Source organism: Geobacillus lituanicus (genome assembly GCF_050994965.1).
Classification (GTDB): domain Bacteria; phylum Bacillota; class Bacilli; order Bacillales; family Anoxybacillaceae; genus Geobacillus; species Geobacillus stearothermophilus.
The window spans coordinates 1565235-1583504 of record NZ_CP194773.1 but is presented as its reverse complement, the minus strand read 5'-3'; the positions used below and the strand labels follow the sequence as shown (position 1 = coordinate 1583504).

Sequence of the window (18270 nt, the reverse complement as noted above, 5' to 3'; positions counted from 1 at the left end):
TCATTCCTCCCCCTTTACCAAATGCGCATGTTCATTGACTTTAGGCGGCTCCCCGCCGCCCCATTGGCCGTCCGGCCCATGCGCCGCCGTCCACGCGCCATCCGGCCGCAGCCGGACGAGATGGCGGAGCCGGCCGTCAGCAAACAGCGTCTTCGCCTCACCCGTCTCCAGCACCGGGGCAAGGCAGGCGTCGACCGTCTCGGCGAACGCGATCCACTCATCCAATGTCTTTTCACGGAACAAGGCGACAAGCCCATCATATACCGCTTCTCCCGGCCGCGCCGGCGCCCATTGCGCCGCAATCCATTCCAGATGGCCGACCGCTTCGCAAAATTGCCGCCAAAAGTGCGGCTCGAGCGCCGCCAAACTCATGTAGCGGCCGTCTTTTGTCTCATACAGCTGGTAGCACACCACCTCCCCAGACAACTCAGAAAGACCGGTCTTCGGTCCGCCGCCGTGTTCAATGGCAAAGTGGCCGGCCATCATCGACGCCAAACCATCGACAAGCGAAACGTCTAAATGCGCGCCGGCCCCTGTTTTCTCACGGGCAAACAGCGCTGCCAAAATGCGTTCGGCCGCCGCCATGCCGCCGATAAAATCGGCCAGCGTCGCTTTCGGGTGAACCGGGCGGCCGCGTTCATCGGCGAGCTGCGCCAACAAGCCGGAGAGCGCCATGTAGTTTAAATCATGGCTTCCGAGCAGCGAGCGCCCGCTCTGTTGGCCAAAGCCGCTGATCGAGCAGTAAATGATCCGTTCGTTGTCGCGGCGCACGTCGTCGTAGCCGAGCCCAAGCCGCGCCATCACCCCGGGCCGGAAGCTTTCGATCAACACGTCGGCGCGGGCGGCGAGCCGCCGGGCTTGGTCTCGTCCTTCTTCCGTCTTTAAATTTAACGCAACGCTTTTTTTGCCGGCGTTGTAGGCGGCAAACAGCCGGCCCCCGGCGAACGGGCGCAGCCGGTCGCCGGACGGCGGCTCGATTTTGATAACGTCCGCCCCGAGCTGCGCAAGGCGCCAGCTCGCAAACGGACCGGGCAAGTAATGGGAAAAATCAAGTACAACAATGCCGTCCAGCACCGCGACCCCCTCTTTCTACAAGTCTAATTGCCGGGCGATGATCGTTTTCATCATCTCGTTCGTCCCGGCGTAGATGGCGCTGACCGGAATATCGCGATAGCGCCGGGCGATCTCGTACTCCTCCATATAGCCGTAGCCGCCGTGCAGCTGCATCGCCTCGGCGGCGACGCGTTTCGCCATCTCGGTGATCCACCATTTCGCCATCGACACTTCCGTGACGATCTGTTTTCCCGCTATATGCTCCTCGATGACACGGTCGACAAACGTGCGCCCGAGGGCGATTTCGGTCGCCATTTCGGCAAGGCGGAACTGAACGGTTTGAAACTCGCTCACCCGCCTGCCGAATGCGGACCGCTGTTTCACGTATTGTTTGGTCAAGGAGAACATCACTTCCGCTGCCGTTTGGGCGGCGATGGCGACGACCAACCGCTCTTGCTGGAGCTTTTCCATCAAGTAGTAAAATCCTTTTCCTTCCTCGCCAAGCAAGTTATGTGCCGGCACTTTCGCATCCTGGAAAAACAGCTCGGCGGTATCTTGAGCGTGCAGCCCGACTTTTTCAAGTTTCCGGCCGCGCGTAAACCCCGGTGTGTCGCGCTCGACGACAAGTAAGCTGATGCCGCGGTGCGGCGGTTTCGTGTGCGGGTCGGTTTTGCAGGCGACAACGATCAAGTCGGCATGAATGCCGTTCGTGATAAACGTTTTTTGCCCGTTGACGATGTAATAATCGCCCTCTTTAATGGCCGTCGTTGAAATGTTCGCCAAATCCGAACCGGCGCCCGGCTCAGTCATGGCGATCGCCGTAATGAGCTCGCCGCTGACGCATTTCGGCAGCCATTTTTGTTTTTGCTCCTCCGTTCCGTACGATGCGATATACGGCGTGACAATGTCGTTGTGCAAGCCGATGCCGACGAGGCTCGATCCAACTTTTTCTAGTTCTTCATTGATGACAACCGAATAGGCAAAATCGGCGTTTAGCCCCCCATACGCTTCATCGACCCACGGGCAAAGAAAGCCGTTCTCGCCCATCTTCGCCCAAAACGAACGCGGAATGATGCCGCGCTTCTCCCAATCGTTATAATGCGGGTACGCTTCTTTTTCCAAAAACTTGCGAAACGCCGCGCGGAACATATGGTGCTCCTCACGCAAATAGCGAGCCGTCACCCGTTCATCCCTCTCTTCTGTTCGGTCACTTTTTCTCTGTTCCGCCCGTCGCCTGTTTTTTCAGCTGTTCGCGCAGCAAAAACTTTTGAATTTTGCCGCTCGCGTTGCGCGGCAAGGCGTCAACGAAATAGTAGGCGCGCGGCCGCTTATAGGGAGCGAGGCGGTCGCTCGTCTTGCAAAACTGCTCGAGCTCATCGGCGGTGAGGCTGATGTCCTTTTTGACGACAAACGCAACGACCTTTTCGCCCCACAGCTCGTCCGGCTCGCCGAGCACGGCGGCATCAAGCACTTTCGGATGTTCGTACAACACGTCCTCGACTTCGCGCGGATAGACGTTTTCCCCGCCGCTGATCACCATGTCATCGACACGGTCGGCGACATACAAGTAGCCGTCTTCATCAAGGTAGCCGAGATCACCCGAATGATACCAGCCTTTGTACAGCGCTTTTTCCGTCGCTTCCTCGCGCTTGTAGTAGCCGGCCATCATGCACGGCCCGCGCATCACAATTTCGCCGACTTCATATGGCGGCAGCACCTCGTCCGGGTCGGACGGCCCGTCCTCACGCGCACGGACGACGCGGATTTCATGGTTCAGGCAGGCGCGCCCAGCGGAACCCGGTTTCTTGAGCTGCTCATCTTCAAGCAAAAACGTCACCGCCGGTCCCATTTCCGTCATGCCGTACGCTTGCACGAGCCCGATGCCAAGCCGCTCTTGGCATTGTCTGACAAGCGCCGGGGCCATCGGAGCGGCGCCGTACAAGCCAAGACGGAGCGACGACAAGTCGTAATCGCTTACATTTTCCTGAAGGATCATGTTCCACATCGTCGGGGCGCCGAATAAAACCGTAATCCGCTCCCGCTCAATCGTTTCGAGCACGAGCCTGGCATCAAAATGGTGCAAAATGACGCTCGCCGCTCCGGCGTGCACGCGCGGCAGCAAGCAGCAATGCAGCTCGGCGCAATGGAACAGAGGCGCTGCCGCCAGTCCGCGGTCCGTCTCGCGGATGCGCATCACCCCATGGCAAAGGACGCTTTGCTCGATCATGTCGCGGTGACGGTGCATCACTCCTTTTGGACGTCCCGTTGTGCCGCTTGTATACATAATGGCGTACAAATCACCCTCTTCCACCCGAACGGACGGCGCTTCCTCCCGGGCCCGCTCCGCCTGTTCATGGGCGCTTTTGGCAAACGGCGGCGGATCGCGATCGATCGACCAAAAGGCGATGTGCGGAAAACGATCATGAATCGCGGCCAGCTCCCGCTCAACCGCCCGTTCAAACAGGACGATTTTCGGCTCGGCGTCCGTCAAAATATAGGCGATTTCTTCCGCTTTCAACCGGAAGTTGATCGGATTGAACACGGCGCCGATTTTGGCGCAGGCAAACAGCGCGGTGGCCAATTCAAGCGTGTTGTACAAAACGGTGGAGACGCGGTCGCCTTTGCGCACGCCGGCTTCCTGAAACGCATTCGCCCACCGGTTGACCTCCCGCTCCCATTCGGCGTACGTATAGCGGCGCCCGGTCGCCACTTCGACAACCGCTTCCCGGTCCGGAAACTTTCGCACTGTTTGGGAAAACATCTCTCCAATCGTCACGTACAAACGCCTTCTCCCCCTTTTTCGTGTCTCGACAGAGGGCGGGCGGATCCCATAGACAGACAATTCAAATAATTTAGTGCATATGCCCCCGTTGTTTATGTATTCGCTCTTTTGGCCGGCATTCCTCTTTTTACGGCACAAAAAAAACGAAAAGGAGACCCCTTTCGTTTTACGCATGGAAGACGAAATCGCGGTCGCGGATCGTCATCAGCTCTTTTTTGTCATAGCGCCCTTCGTGCAGAAGACGGACCGCCTGCTTGCGGATCGCTTTTTCGATCAAATTGCGCACATAGCGGCCGTTGCTGAATTTGAGGCGTCCGGCGGTCTCAAGCGTCCCCTCGAGGTGGACGTACAGTTTCCGCTCGGCTTCCGGCGTCATGTCGTATTCGCGCTCACGCAGCATTTGTTTGGCGATTTGCACGAGCTCTTCGACGGTATAGTCCGGAAACTCGATCGTCAGCGGAAAGCGCGACGGCAACCCTGGGTTCAACGATAAAAAATAGTCCATTTCTTTCGGATAGCCGGCTAAAATGACGACCAAATCGTCGCAATAGTCTTCCATTCCTTTCACAAGCGTATCGATCGCTTCCTTGCCAAAGTCTTTTTCCCCGCCGCGGGCGAGCGAATACGCCTCATCGATAAACAAAATGCCGCCGCGTGCTTTTTTGATCAAATCGCGCGTTTTGCTCGCCGTATGCCCGATATATTCCCCCACCAAATCGGCCCGCTCAGCCTCAATAAAGTGTCCTTTCGACAGGACGTTCATCTCAAAAAACAGTTTGCCGAGCAGGCGCGCCACCGTCGTTTTTCCCGTGCCGGGATTGCCTTTAAAAATCATATGGAGCGCCTGGCGGTTCGCTTTTAAGCCGTTTTCTTTGCGCATCCGGTTAATGTACAACCAGGCGTAAATTTCCTTGACAATTTTTTTGACATGATCGAGCCCGATCAATTGGTCAAGTTCTTTCTGGATGTTGCGAAGCGCCTGATGCTCTTCGCCGTCGAGCCAATCGTTCCGCTCGTCTTTTACTAAATGGTTGACCGTTTTCGAATTGAGCACAATATTAATTTGCCCTTTCGCCTTGTTCATCGTCAATTCCGACAAAGGGCGTCACCTCGCTTCCCGTTTTCTGCCATCCGCACACGTTCCGCATTCGCTGCCGGCGCCTCGCGCTTTTGCTATTAGTATACGTACGCCGCCGCCGATCCGTGACAATCGCCCAAGCGAACAACCGGCCGGTCGCAGCGGGAAAAGTTTGTATATTTTTATTCAAAAAAACAGCCGTTTACGCATTCAAATTGAAAAAGCCGCTCAGATCAACGGAACAGCGGAACGGGAACAAGGTGCAGACCGACGGGCATCGAAAAAGACGCCCCCCATTAGGAAAGGCGTCTTCTCTCGGCGGCGTATGTACCGTCGGCATTACTGGTGCTCGGTTTCAAACTGGATGTTCCGCTCCGGCGCAAACGTTGAAATGGCGTGTTTGTAGATGAGCTGTTGTTTTCCTTGCACTTCCAAAAGCACGGTGAAATTGTCAAATCCTTTAATATACCCGCGCAGCTGGAAGCCGTTCAATAAGAAAACCGTGACTTGGATGCTTTCTTTGCGCAGCTGGTTTAAAAACTGGTCTTGAATGTTGATCGTCGTTTTCATGGAACGTCCTCCTCTTTTCTCTCTAAAGATATGGTTTATATATTCGCTTCGAGTCGAAGCTTTCCTGCTATGTAGCGAAAAATTTCCTCCACTCTAGCGGTGAACATCTTGGCGTCCGTCATGTCAAACCATTCGACCGGCATTTGGTTGCGAAACCATGTCAGCTGTCGCTTCGCATAACGGCGTGAATTTTGCTTCAGCTGCTCGACCGCTTCCTCCAGGGAGACGCGGCCGTCAAAATAATCGTACAGCTCTTTGTAGCCAATCGCCTGCACCGCCTGGCAATCGCGAAAGCCGCGGTCGTAAAGCGCTCTCGCCTCGTCCACCAACCCTTCGGCAATCATTTGATCGACCCGCTCGTTGATCCGCCGGTAAAGCACGCTCCGCTCCGCCGTCAGCCCAATGATGGCCGCTTCATACAACAGCTGTTTTTGTTGGCCTCGCTGCCATTCGCTGAACGGTTTTCCGGTCGAGTGATACACCTCCAAGGCGCGGATGACGCGGCGGACGTTACGCGGGTGAATGCGCGCCGCACTTTCCGGATCAACCGCCTCAAGCTGCCGATGGAGCGCTTCGACCCCTTGTTCAGCCGCCAGCTGCCGAAGAGCCCGCCGGTACGCTTCGTCGGAAGGAGCGTCGGAAAACTGGTAGTCGTAAATGGCCGCCTGAATGTACAGCCCGGTGCCGCCGACGATGATCGGCAGCCGGCCGCGCGCGGAAATGTCGGCGATGAGGGCGCGGCAAAGCCGCTGAAATTCAACGACGGAAAACGGTTCACACGGCTCTTTAATGTCAAGCAAATGGTGCGGAATCCCGTCCATTTCATCCGGCTTTACTTTCGCGGTGCCGATGTCCATTCCTTTGTAAATTTGCATCGAATCGCCGCTGATGATCTCCCCGCCCAGCTTTTTCGCCAAGGCGATGCCGAGCCTCGTTTTGCCGACCGCCGTCGGCCCGACAATGACAACGACTTTTTCTGCCATGGTGCGCCACTGCTTTCTATTGCTGAACTCATATCAACCACCATTATACATAAAAACGGCAACGCATGAAACAATTTCTTTCCTACGTTTTCGCCATCTGTCTGCCGTTTTATACATCACAGCACGAAAAATTGCCATTCTTTCCGTTGCCGCGCCGAACGCCAAAAAAGTGAACGCCGCAAAAGGCTTTCACCGTCCGCTAGGCCTCTTTTGCTTTTCCGCCCTTTTTCTTGGCGCTGACTCTTTTAACATAAATCAGCCAGAAGTCCCCCACCTCTACAGGTGGGGGATGAATGGCGTTCGGTTTTTCTGTTTTTCTCTTTCTTCTTTGGATGGCAATAGAATACAATAAACATAGGAGGTGAAACCATGTATCGAACGCTGAAAACCCGTTTTCGGGCAAAGAAAGAAGTTATCCAAAAACTATTTGAATGCAATCGTATCTCCGCAGAAGTTTGGAACGAATGCCTTCGTTTGGCAAAAGAACATCATTTGGAAACAGGAAAATGGATAACCAAAACGGAACTGCAAAAAGCAACAAAAGGTCGTTTTTCTATCCACAGCCAAAGCATCCAGGCGGTTGTGCATAAATATATCTTTGCCCGTGATGGGGCAAAAGAAGCACGGAAAAAAGGAGAAAAAATCAAATATCCATACAAAAAGAAAAAACATTTCAACACGAAATGGGCAAAAGATGGGTTTGTTTTGCATGAAGACGGAACGTTGGAACTGTCGCTAGGAATTTGGAATCGAAAACGACAATCTCCTTTGGTGGTGAAAATCGACAAAGAGAAACTTCCAAACGGAAAAGTCAAAGAAATCGAGTTGGTCTATGACCGTGGTTTGTGGCTTTGTTTATCGTATGAAGATGGGAAAAAACCAAAAGAAAATCCATGTAAAAACCGTGTTGCTATTGACCCAGGGGAAATTCACACCATCGCAGCCATTTGTGAAAATGGGGAAAGCCTCATTATCACGGGAAGAAAAATAAGAAGCATTCATCGGTTGAGAAACAAGAAATTAAAAGAACTGCAAAAACTCATGAGCAGATGCAAAAAAGGCTCCAAACAATGGAAAAAGTACAATCGGGCGAAACAATATGTACTTTCGAAATCAGAGGCACAACTAAAGGATGCACTGCACAAAACCACGAGACAATTTGTTCGTTGGTGTTTGGAAAACCAAGTGAAAGAAGTCGTCATTGGAGATATCGAAGGAATCCAACGGAATACGAAAAAGAAACGAAACAAAAAGACCAATCAGAAATTATCCAATTGGTCGTTTGGAAAATTATTTGATTATCTCAAATACAAATTGAATGCCGAAGGAATTCAAATCGAGAAAAAAGATGAAAGTTATACCTCGCAAACATGCCCTGTTTGCGGGAAGAAAAATAAATCTTCTTCTAGAAATTATACATGTCAATGCGGGTACAAACGACACCGTGATATCCATGGGGCAATGAATTTATTTGCCAAAGTATATTATGGTGAAATCCGCCCATTGGAATTTACGGTCAAACCGTTTACGTATCGACGGATTGCTTAGGTATGAAGTCGTAGATGGCGAGTTCCCGCCCTTGAGTATCATGGATACTCATGTTGCCTGTGGCTCCCAACGGGACGGGTGCCAGGTGTTGCCTGCAGATAGGCTGCCAACCAGCCTATCATGCATCCACCTCCGAAGGGGAAACAGGAAACCCCCACTTCGATAAGTGGGGGAGGTTCATCGTGTCGTTTATTCCGCACAAATGAGACCGCGCATAAACAATACCGAGGGCTGTTAAGGCTGGGATGGTGATGATCGTGTTATATCGGCGCCTTTTCCGCCACAAAACGGGCCGGCTGCCGCAGCAGCCGTCTCCATGGCCATCACAACGAAAACTTGCTGACAATCGACTGCAAATCGTCTGCCATTTTCGACAACGACGCGGCCGAAGCCGAAATTTCCTCCATCGACGCCAACTGTTCTTCGGTCGCCGCCGACACTTCCTGGGCGCCGGCGGACGTCGATTCGGCCACATCAGCGACAAGCCGGACAGAGCGGGCGATTTGCTCGGAAGAAGCGGCCATCTCGCTGACCGCCGACGATACGTCGCGAATTTGCACAGCGACTTCATCGGCGGCAGCATTCCTCCTTTGACCGACTTTATGTCGTCCCCTCCGGCTGCCAAGAGTTTCGGCCGGCTTCCGCTTCATCGCGGATAAAAAATGAGGTAATGAGCGCGATGATGCTGCCAATTAAACCAAATAAAAACAGGTGGCGAATGCCGGTCATAAAGGCCGACGCCTGCGCCAAAAACGCTCCCATCACCGTGACGCCGATCGCCGTGCCGATATTGCGGCAAAACATAAAAAAGGCAGTTGCAATCCCCTTTTCATGGGCATCAGCAAGCTGCTGCGAGCCGATAACGCCCACGGTTGACGTCAAGCCGAACGACAGCCCTTGCAAAAACATGATGAAAAAGACGTACCAAAACCCATGGCTTTCATTCAGCAAGGCGAGGAAAAGGCCGGAAGCGACAAGCAGCACGTTGCCGATGATCAGAAGCGGACGATAGCCATAGCGCAAAATCCACTTCCCCGCCGGCACGGCGGCGATCATCCAGCCGACCGAGGAGCCGAGCAAGGCGACGCCGCTGGCAAACACGGACAAGTGGGCGACATTTTGCAAAAAGAGCGGGATGTAGCTTGACGTCCCAAACAAGGCAACACAGCTGACAAAGCCATTAATGTTCATCCATTTGAGCGTCCGATGATGAACAAGCGACAGCGGCACAAGCGGAGATGGCTGCCGTTTTTCGAAATAATAAAAGACGACAAGCAACAACGCTCCGGCCGCACCGTACCACCATCGCCCCTGTTCAACGACCGTGACGAGCAAAAGCAAGCTGATCGCCGCCGCAAACAACAAAGCCCCCATATAATCAACCGCCGCCCGCTTCGGTTCATACACTTCTTTATACGGAAGCAGCGTCAAAAGCGAGAGCAAGCAAATCGGAATGTTGACATAAAAAACCCAGCGCCATGTCGCATACTCGACAAACAGCGAACCTAAAAGCGGCGCCAACACGGCAGAAAGTCCCCACATGGCCGTAAAAAACGCTTGGATTTTTCCGCGCTTTTCCACGGGGAACAAATCGCCGGCAATAATCGCCGGAAACGGCATCATAAATCCCGCCCCCACCCCTTGCAAGGCGCGGAACAAAACGAGCTGCACCATGTTTTGCGACAATCCGCAAAAAAGCGAGCCGATTAGAAATAAAATAATGCCAAAGCTGAATACTTTTTTGCGGCCGAATAAGTCCGACAGACGACCGGCAATCGGCGACAGGACAGTCGTCGTAATCATGTACGATGCAAACGTCCACGCATACAGGGAAAATTCCCCAAGCTCTTCGGCGATGATCGGCATTGTCGTGTTCATGATGGTCGTATCCATGGACGCGACGAGCATCGCCAGCACGATGCTGACCATGACCGACAGGCGGCTGCTCATACAAATAACCTCCTTTTTTGGTAAACTACAAGTATTTTATTTTACACGATAAAAAATCATGGCACAAAATGATATGCGTCAAAAATTTGGATCGTTTGTATTCATTGTCGAATTTTGTTACCCTAAAAGTGCAAAGCCCCAAAACCGCTAACACGATCCTCATGAGATTATTGTACAAATAAGGAGTAGAAACAGCTCTGTTTTTTACATTCGAACATTTCCCATTCGCTCCATTGCTCTCGGGAATTGCCATTTTGCTCATTTGCACATTTTTCGTCACATCGGCAGACTCAGCAACGTTTGTGCTCGGCATGCAAACCACTAAGGGCAGTTTAAACCCGCCAAATTCGGTCAAGTTCGTCTGGGGCATCATTCAATCGGCAGCTGCGGCGATCTTGCTGTGGACTGGCGGTCTGCAAGCGTTGCAAACCGCTTCGATCATCGCTGCATTCCCGTTTGCGATCATCATGATTTTGATCGTTCTGTCCCTTATCCGTTCATTTCAGGAGGAAGTGACGCGAAAAGCGAAAAAACCCATCCAATAATGACCAAAGGTGTCCCTCAAGCAACGGGACACCTTTTCTTATTATAGGATGTACGAAATGATTGACAGGCCTTATGATTCCCTTGGTTGTGACGATCAGCAGCTGAAGCAACATCTTTGCACGGGATGCATAAAAAAAAGGCTGCCCGCCAAAGCCACAAATGTGCTTTATGCGAGCAGCCTTCCGCCGCATTCGGTTATGTTTAAGCCGACGTCCATACGCATCCCGTTAGTTAAGCACCCGAACCGCTTTTACATACCGCGTTTTCCAATAGGATGACGTCAGCGACGAATACGTGACACCGCGCGAAACGGTGGCGTTGATCATTTGCCCGTTGCCAGCATAAATGCCGACGTGGTTGATTGTGCCGTTCGAATCGGTATCAAAAAAGACGAGATCGCCTTTTTGCAACTGGCCAAACGACACCGTTCTTCCCGCTTGCGCCTGAGCGATGGATGTGCGCGGCAGCGAAATGCCGGCTTCGCCAAAAACGCGCATCGTAAACGATGAGCAGTCAAACACATCGGTGCGCGACGGGCTTGCTCCATACAAATAGCGCGCCCCTAAATATTTTTCCGCAATATCGATGATTCGGTCGGCAAGCGATGCGGAGGACTCAGCGGCAGCCGAGTTGGCGGCCGACACCTGCTGCTTGGCCTCCCGGACATCAGCCGTTCCGCCCGCCACTTTAATGGCTTGGCCAATGCGAATAATGTTCGGGTTTGTAATTTGTGGATTCAGTGCCAATAGACGGTCGACCGTCGTTTGAAACTTGTTCGCAATCCCAAGCAGCGTATCCCCCGCCTGCACGATATACCGGCCGCTTGTCGGCACGGCTGCCGGCTGCACATTGTATGTATTGGAACGTTCCTGTCCCCCTGCTACTTGCAACTTCTGCCCGACGCGGATGAAATCGGGATCCGCAATGCTTGGGTTCAACTTGAGCAACGTGTCAACCGTTGTTCCAAACTTGCGGGCAATTCCGCTCAACGTATCGCCGGGCTGAACGGTGTATGTATTTGCAACTGCTTGTTCACTTTCGCCTTGCTCATTGACTTGCAGCACCTGTCCTGGAAAAATAAGATCGGACGTCAAGTTGTTTTGCTGCTTCAATGCGCTGACGGTTGTGTCATACTGCCTCGCAATCTCCCAAAGCGTATCGCCTTTTTGCACCGTATAGCTCGCCGCCGATGCCGCGTGGCCGGCCAACAAGGAACCGATCAACGTGCTTGTCAATATAACCGTTTTTTTCATGCTGCATCCCCCTATGACGTCGATGTATCCATCTTTATGTATCCATGTTTATACAAAATTCGCTATCACTCTACAAAATTCACCACGTATTCCTACACAGTAACTATTCACCCCAGTGCTAGTGTATAAAAAAGCCCAGCACAAATAGGGCATTTCGGTCATAGAAAATGCCCTAGGTAGCGGAAAGAACTCGATCGATCGTTTCGCCTGCCAACAGAAGACATAACGAATCCCACACGTTTTTTTCGTGTTTCGTCAGTGTGGAAACGATGCTTCTTGCGATGCAAAACGACTGCGCGAATGTTTCTTCGCGAAACGTACCCGAAATGTTCTCTTTGACTTTGACCATGCGAAGATCGCGTTCGGCTTGGTTGTTGTCAAAGGGAACATGTACTTCACGTAAGAAACGCAGCGCTTCTTCCTTTCGTTTTTGAAGGCGTCGAACAAAAGCGAGTGCTTTTTTCGGAAGAGGCGTCATCGTTTCTAATCGGTGTTGTGCTCTTTCTAGGATGCGATCATACACTCGTTCCCACCGTCTCGCTTCTTCTTCGGAAAGTGCACCGTGATGGGCTTCGACGGCTTGCTTGGCGGCTAACAGAAACGTGGTCATGCGCATCGCCCACGTATGCCCTTGTTCGATGAATCCTTTTAACTCACGCAAATGATGGGCGTGACAAAGGGCATGGGTGGCATGTGTGTATTTCGGATATGTACCGAACGCATCGTGCATCATCGTCCCTTCATATCGGGGAAGAATCCCGATATCATCGGTCGCTTTTTTTCCACGAGAAGCGTGAGGAGCCAAGTATGTATATCTCGATGTACACGCGACATGCACCCATGCGAGTTTCCCATTGATGCGCAAACTCGTTTCATCGACATGCAGGATGTTGGATTCAAGTAAGGCGTCTTCGATGATGTCCATATTTGATTCCAGCGCTTCGCGTCCTCGTTTCACCATATTGGCAAGGGTTCCTGTACTAATCGAGTGTTGATATAACGCTTCGATTGTATCACTTAAACGCTTGTACGGGATCAATTGGATATGATGTAAATAAACAACGAGCGCCGTGAGCCGTGGACCGTATTGCACATGATTCGTGACATGGGATGGGAATTCGGCTTGTTGCACGCATCGACAATGTGGACACGATTTCACTTCACGTTCATGTTGTGTCACCTCGATCGCCACACGAGGGACATCAAACACTTGACGGATATCGACTTTGAACGGTTTGACTTCACACAAAGAAGCTCCACATCCTTGACACGTATGCACACGGTGGACGACACGATGATGTGGATGTTCCACTTGACGGAGCGTCTTCCCCTCATGTCCCTCTTGCCCACCAGGCTTTTTGCCAGACGGCTCGCGGGAGGAACGCTTTTTCTCAAAACGGTCAGAAGATGGGGGCAAATGGCTATTGGAGCTGTTTTTTTTCGTGCGTGCTTCCAGCTCTTGAACACGGTACTTCAGTTGTTCATTTTCTTTGCGTAGTTGTTTGTTTTCGTGACGCAAATGTTCATTTTCTTGAATGAGTTGATGAATGAGCTGTTTTTGTTGTTGAACTTTGCCGATTAAGCTCTCAACTGTAAATACAGCTTGTTGTACCGTCAACATGCGATTCACCTCCTTGTCTATCAGTATTCACATCATAGACAAGGAAAGAAGAAAATATTCAGCTCACTTTATGATGTGGCTGAATAGTTACCCTACACATGAGCCATTATAGTAAAATCAAAGCAATCCGTCTGTAACAGAAAGAATAAAAGTAGATTACAAAACGATTACAAAAAGCGCCCCCTTTGTCGCACAAAGGGAGCGCTGTCTACATCACCCGTTTAAATAGTTTTTCAATCTCATATGTCGAAAAATGAACGATGATCGGCCGGCCGTGGGGACAAGTAAATGGGTCCGTCGTCTGCCGCAGCGCCTCAAGCAAAGCGAACAGTTCATCCTGGCGCAAATGTTGGTTTGCTTTAATGGCGCGCTTGCAGCTCATTAAAATGGCCGCCTTTTCTCGAAGCTGCTTTATATCGACTTGTTTCATTGCCAGCACTTGTTCAATCATTTCCTCAATGATTGCCTTTTCTTCGCCTTTCGGAAACCATGTCGGGTGAGAGCGGACGAGAAACGCCCGCGGGCCGAACGGCTCAAGAAACACGCCGCAGCGGGCGAGCTCGTCGCGGCAGGCGGCGATTCGCTCATATTCATCGGCCGGGTATTCGAACGTCAGCGGAACAAGCAATTCTTGCACTTCGTTCGTCACGTTCCCGAGTTTTTCCCGGAAATATTCATAATTGATCCGCTCTTGCGCCGCATGCTGATCGATCATGTACAGCCCATGTTCATTCTCAGCCAAAATATACGTGCCATGGAGCTGGCCGATCGGATAAAGCGGCGGAAGGCGGTCAACCGCCTGTTTTTTCTCGGCTCGCCCAGCATCCGGCAGGTGCGTCATCGCTCGTTTTTCCTCATCCTCATCAGCCAGCTTCGGCTCCGCAGCAGGAGCATCGTTGGCAGCGGCCGATTTTTTGCTCGAAACCATCCCAACCTCCGCTTCTTTCAAGACAGCGTGCGCATCAGCCTGAGCCGCTGCAGACGCCGGGGCAAGCGCTCCTTCGCTGGCTAGAGGGGTCGCTGTGGTCACATCCCTTGCCTCCCCGTCGGGCAGGGCGGTCGGTTCATGAACGCGATGGGCAAACGTCCAGGCCGCTTGCTCCGCTTTCGCTTTGACCGTTTTGCTGTCGGCCGATACGGACGGAATGAGCGTCCGTTCGCGGAATGCTTGGCGAACCGCGGCGGTGACCACGTCATTCAACTCGGCCTCTTTGCTGAAACGAACCTCAAGCTTCGCTGGATGGACGTTGACATCCACGAGCACCGGGTCCATGTCAATCGCGAGAAATACAATCGGGTAGCGGCCGATCGGCAACAGCGTATGATAGCCCGCCTCAATCGCCTTCACAAGCGGCATGTTGCGCACATAGCGGCCGTTGACGATGAGCGAGATGTAATTGCGCGAGGCGCGCGTCACTTCCGGCGGCGAAATGTAGCCGCGGATGGAGAAGTCAAGCGATTCCGCTTCGATAGGAATCAGCGATTTCGCCGTCTCCATGCCGTAAATGGCGGCGAGCACGTGCCGAACGTCGCCGCTGCCGTTTGTCGCCAGCAGCGTCTTGCCGTGATGGCGAAGCCGGAATGACACGTCCGGATGGGCCAGCGCCAGCCGGTTGACGACATCGGCTGCGTGGCCGAGCTCGGTATGGATCGTTTTCATATACTTGAGCCGCGCCGGGGTGTTGAAAAATAAGTTGGACACCGTAATCTCCGTTCCTTTGCGTCCGGCCGCCCGCTCACGGGAGACGAGCGCGCCTCCTTTTAACACGAGCTTCGTCCCCGGTCCGCGGCCTGTGCCGGTCGTCAGCTCGACTTCCGACACGGACGCGATGCTTGGCAGCGCCTCGCCGCGAAATCCGAGCGTGCGAATGCGAAACAAGTCATGTTCGTCGCGGATTTTGCTTGTCGCATGCCGCTCAAACGCAAGAAGGCAATCGTCTTCTTCCATGCCGTCGCCGTTGTCGATGATGCGGATTTTCGCCAGCCCCGCTTCTTCAAGGTCGATGTCAATCGCCGTGCTGTGGGCGTCGATGGCGTTTTCGACCAGCTCTTTCACCACGGAAGCGGGCCGCTCAACGACTTCGCCGGCGGCAATTTTGTTTGCCAGCTGATCATCGAGCTTGCGGATGCGTCCCATGCCCCCACCTCCACGTTACTTGACAAGCTTTTGCAGCTCGTACAGTTTGTTTAACGCCTCAAGCGGCGTCATCTCGAGCAAATTGATCTCTTTCAGCGCCGCGAGCGCCTTTTTCTCTTTGCTTGAAAGAGGCGGCTCCACAGGCGCCGGAGCAAGGTCAGGAAACATGCTCAGCTGCTCAAACGCCGCTTCCGTCAAAACACCCTCCCGCGCCGCGCCGGCTGACGGACGGGAGGCCTTCTCGTGCTCAACCTTGCTGCCGACGTCTAACGCTTCGTTCCCCTGAACAGCCAAACCCGCTTCCGCCAAAGCGCCATCGTCCATCCTGCCTGCGGCGGCTTCCTGTTTTCCCGCCTCTTTCTCCAGTTCCGCTAAAATGGCCCGCGCGCGTTCAATGAGCGAAGCCGGCAGCCCGGCCAGCTCGGCGACATGAATGCCGTAGCTTTTATCAGCCGGCCCGTCGGCGATTTGATGCAAAAAGACGACTTTGCCATTCTCCTCAACGGCGCGGGCATGGACGTTGCACAGCCGCCCAAGCGACTGTTCCAAGGCTGTCAATTCGTGATAGTGCGTACTAAACAGCGTTTTCGCACCGATATGGTCATGAATATACTCAATGATCGCTTGGGCGAGCGCCATGCCGTCGTATGTCGATGTGCCGCGCCCGATTTCATCAAATAAAATGAGGCTGTTTTGCGTCGCATGAGCGATGGCGCGGCGCGCTTCGAGCATCTCGACCATAAACGTGCTTTGCCCTGCCGACAGGTCGTCAGCGGCGCCGATTCGGGTGAACACTTGATCAAAAATCGGCAGCACCGCCCGCTCGGCCGGGACGAAGCAGCCGATTTGCGCCATGATGGCGGTGAGCGCCACTTGCCGCATGTATGTGCTTTTCCCGGCCATGTTCGGCCCAGTGATGAGCAATATTTCCCGCTCGCGGTTCATATAGCAGTCGTTCGGCACGTACGTTTGCGCGCCGAGCACCTTTTCGACAACCGGATGGCGGCCGCCTTCGATGGCCAAGACGCGCTCGGCGGAAAATTGCGGACGCACGTAGCGCCGCTCATCGCTCACCGTCGCCAGCGACTGAAGCGCATCAAGCTCGGCGATCGCTTTGGCGAGCCTCTGCAGGCGCGGAATGTATTGCTTCACTTGTTCGCGAATGGCGACAAACAGTTCATATTCTAACTCCATGCTTTTTTCTTCAGCCTCAAGAATGAGCGCCTCTTTTTCTTTCAGTTCAGCGGTAATGAAGCGCTCGGCGTTGGCGAGCGTCTGTTTCCGTTCATAGCGCCCTTCCGGAATGAGCGGAAGGTTGGGCTTGGTCACCTCAATGTAATAGCCAAACACGCGGTTGTAGCCGACTTTGAGCGATTTGATGCCGGTCGCCTCCCGCTCTTTCGCCTCCAGTTCGGCAATCCACGCCTTGCCGTTGCGGCTCGCATCGCGGTAGCGATCGAGCCGTTCGTCGTATCCATCCTTAATGATGTTTCCCTCTTTAACGGAAAGCGGCGGCTGTTCTTGGATGGCGCGCTCGAGCAAATCAGCCAGTTCTGCGCACGGGTCGAGGCGTTCGCACAGCTTGTCCGCTTCGGCGAGAGGCAAGCCGCTCACCGTCTCGCGAAGCGCCGGCACTTGCAGAAGCGATTTTTTCAACTGCACAAGATCGCGGGCGTTGGCGTTGCCGTACGAAACACGGCCGACAAGGCGCTCGATGTCATAGACGCTGCGCAGCCGGTCGCGCAATTCTTGCCGTTCAAAGTAGGACGTTTTCAGCGTCTCCACAAAATCGAGGCGCCGTTCAATTTCATTCCGGTTAATAAGCGGCCGGTCAAGCCATTGTTTCAAAAGGCGGCCGCCCATCGCCGTCACCGTTTCATCGAGCAGCCATAAGAGCGAGCCTTTCCGCCCTTTGGAGCGCACTGTTTCGACCAGCTCCAAGTGCAATTTCGAATATCGGTCCATTTTCATATATTGGTCGACTTGGTACAACTCAGCCGGCTGCAAATGATCAAGCTGCCGCTTCTGCGTGCGGACAAGGTAATGAAGCAGGCGGGCCACCGTCATCCGCAGCTTTTCCTGCGCTATATGGCCGGCTACAGCGCCCCACTCTTCCCGCATCGACGTTTCGTCTTCATACGAAACCGCCGGGCCGTACCGCTCCTTCAGCTCGTGCACCCATTCGTCCGCGCTGTCTGAGCCAATGACGACTTCCCGCGCCCCGATGGCGTGCAGCTCGTTGGCCGTCTCTTCCCATGAAGAAAGAAGTGTGAGCCGAACTTCGCCGGTCGACAAATCGGCGTAAGCCAGCCCGTATGTACCGTCGGCAAATGGAGTCAAGGCCGCCAAATAATGGTTTTCGTTCTCGGCCAGCCCTTTGCCTTCCATGAGCGTCCCAGGGGTGATGAGCTGAACGACTTCGCGGCGCACGACGCCTTTGGCCGTTTTCGGGTCTTCGACTTGTTCGCAAATGGCCACTTTATACCCTTTTTCGACAAGCTGTTCAATATACCCTTGCGCTGAATGGTACGGCACGCCGCACATCGGCACCCGCTCGTCGCCGCCCCCGTCACGGCTCGTTAAGGTAATTTCCAGCTCTTGGGACGCCTTGATGGCGTCATCAAAAAACATTTCGTAAAAATCACCGAGCCGGAAAAATAAAAACGCATCTGGGTATTGCGCTTTAATATGCAAATATTGCTGGATCATCGGTGTGTACGATGGCATCGTTTCTCCCCAACCTTTTCGG

12 protein-coding genes and 2 pseudogenes are annotated in these 18270 nt (G+C 53.4%); 2 read left to right on the top strand and 12 right to left on the bottom strand.

Features of this window, described 5'->3' with window-relative positions; genetic code table 11:
• The 6 genes from ACR1UW_RS07990 to miaA form a co-directional block, all read right to left on the bottom strand.
• Positions 1-1074: a CaiB/BaiF CoA transferase family protein gene (locus ACR1UW_RS07990; RefSeq protein ID WP_160269185.1), complete on the bottom strand. Its 1074-nt coding sequence runs from the start codon at positions 1072-1074 to the stop codon at positions 1-3.
• A 15-nt stretch (positions 1075-1089) separates the two neighbouring features.
• A complete protein-coding gene (locus ACR1UW_RS07985; protein ID WP_498935206.1) occupies positions 1090-2235 on the bottom strand; it encodes an acyl-CoA dehydrogenase family protein in 1146 nt (381 codons plus the stop codon).
• A 25-nt stretch (positions 2236-2260) separates the two neighbouring features.
• Positions 2261-3835, bottom strand: a complete 1575-nt coding sequence (locus ACR1UW_RS07980) for a fatty acid--CoA ligase (protein ID WP_094239916.1) — start codon at positions 3833-3835, stop codon at positions 2261-2263.
• 166 nt (positions 3836-4001) lie between these two features.
• Entirely contained in the window at positions 4002-4934 is a 933-nt protein-coding gene (gene spoVK / locus ACR1UW_RS07975) for a stage V sporulation protein K (RefSeq protein WP_033012147.1), read from the bottom strand.
• 318 nt (positions 4935-5252) lie between these two features.
• A complete protein-coding gene (gene hfq, locus ACR1UW_RS07970) occupies positions 5253-5483 on the bottom strand; it encodes an RNA chaperone Hfq (RefSeq protein ID WP_033012148.1) in 231 nt (76 codons plus the stop codon).
• A gap of 35 nt (positions 5484-5518) precedes the next feature.
• Positions 5519-6466, bottom strand: a complete 948-nt coding sequence (miaA, locus tag ACR1UW_RS07965; protein ID WP_160269183.1) for a tRNA (adenosine(37)-N6)-dimethylallyltransferase MiaA — start codon at positions 6464-6466, stop codon at positions 5519-5521.
• Positions 6467-6835: 369 nt separating this feature from the next.
• Here miaA and ACR1UW_RS07960 point away from each other — a divergent pair, with 369 nt between their 5' ends.
• On the top strand, positions 6836-8014 hold the full coding sequence (locus ACR1UW_RS07960; RefSeq protein WP_011231306.1) for an RNA-guided endonuclease InsQ/TnpB family protein: 1179 nt from the start codon (positions 6836-6838) through the stop codon (positions 8012-8014).
• Positions 8015-8337: 323 nt separating this feature from the next.
• On the opposite strand, the pseudogene ACR1UW_RS07955 reads toward ACR1UW_RS07960, so the two are convergent.
• Both ACR1UW_RS07955 and ACR1UW_RS07950 read right to left on the bottom strand, forming a co-directional pair.
• Positions 8338-8604: pseudogene (locus ACR1UW_RS07955) on the bottom strand (methyl-accepting chemotaxis protein); the annotation flags it as partial.
• Between the two features lie 10 nt (positions 8605-8614).
• On the bottom strand, positions 8615-9964 hold the full coding sequence (locus tag ACR1UW_RS07950) for an MDR family MFS transporter (RefSeq protein ID WP_498935203.1): 1350 nt from the start codon (positions 9962-9964) through the stop codon (positions 8615-8617).
• 182 nt (positions 9965-10146) lie between these two features.
• On the opposite strand from ACR1UW_RS07950, the pseudogene ACR1UW_RS07945 reads away from it, so the two are divergent.
• Positions 10147-10509, top strand: a pseudogene (locus ACR1UW_RS07945) (BCCT family transporter); the annotation flags it as partial.
• A 228-nt stretch (positions 10510-10737) separates the two neighbouring features.
• On the opposite strand, the gene ACR1UW_RS07940 reads toward ACR1UW_RS07945, so the two are convergent.
• The 4 genes from ACR1UW_RS07940 to mutS all read right to left on the bottom strand — a co-directional run bounded on the left by ACR1UW_RS07940 (position 10738) and on the right by mutS (position 18248).
• Positions 10738-11763: a C40 family peptidase gene (locus tag ACR1UW_RS07940; RefSeq protein WP_498935202.1), complete on the bottom strand. Its 1026-nt coding sequence runs from the start codon at positions 11761-11763 to the stop codon at positions 10738-10740.
• Positions 11764-11935: 172 nt separating this feature from the next.
• On the bottom strand, positions 11936-13384 hold the full coding sequence (locus ACR1UW_RS07935) for an IS66-like element ISBst12 family transposase (protein WP_498932894.1): 1449 nt from the start codon (positions 13382-13384) through the stop codon (positions 11936-11938).
• Positions 13385-13592: 208 nt separating this feature from the next.
• Positions 13593-15521 carry a DNA mismatch repair endonuclease MutL gene (gene mutL, locus ACR1UW_RS07930; RefSeq protein WP_498935200.1) on the bottom strand — a complete coding sequence of 643 codons (1929 nt, stop codon included), beginning with the start codon at positions 15519-15521 and terminating at the stop codon, positions 13593-13595.
• Between the two features lie 15 nt (positions 15522-15536).
• Complete coding sequence (mutS, locus tag ACR1UW_RS07925; protein WP_044741255.1) at positions 15537-18248, bottom strand: DNA mismatch repair protein MutS; 2712 nt, start codon at positions 18246-18248, stop codon at positions 15537-15539.
• Positions 18249-18270: the final 22 nt, after the last annotated feature.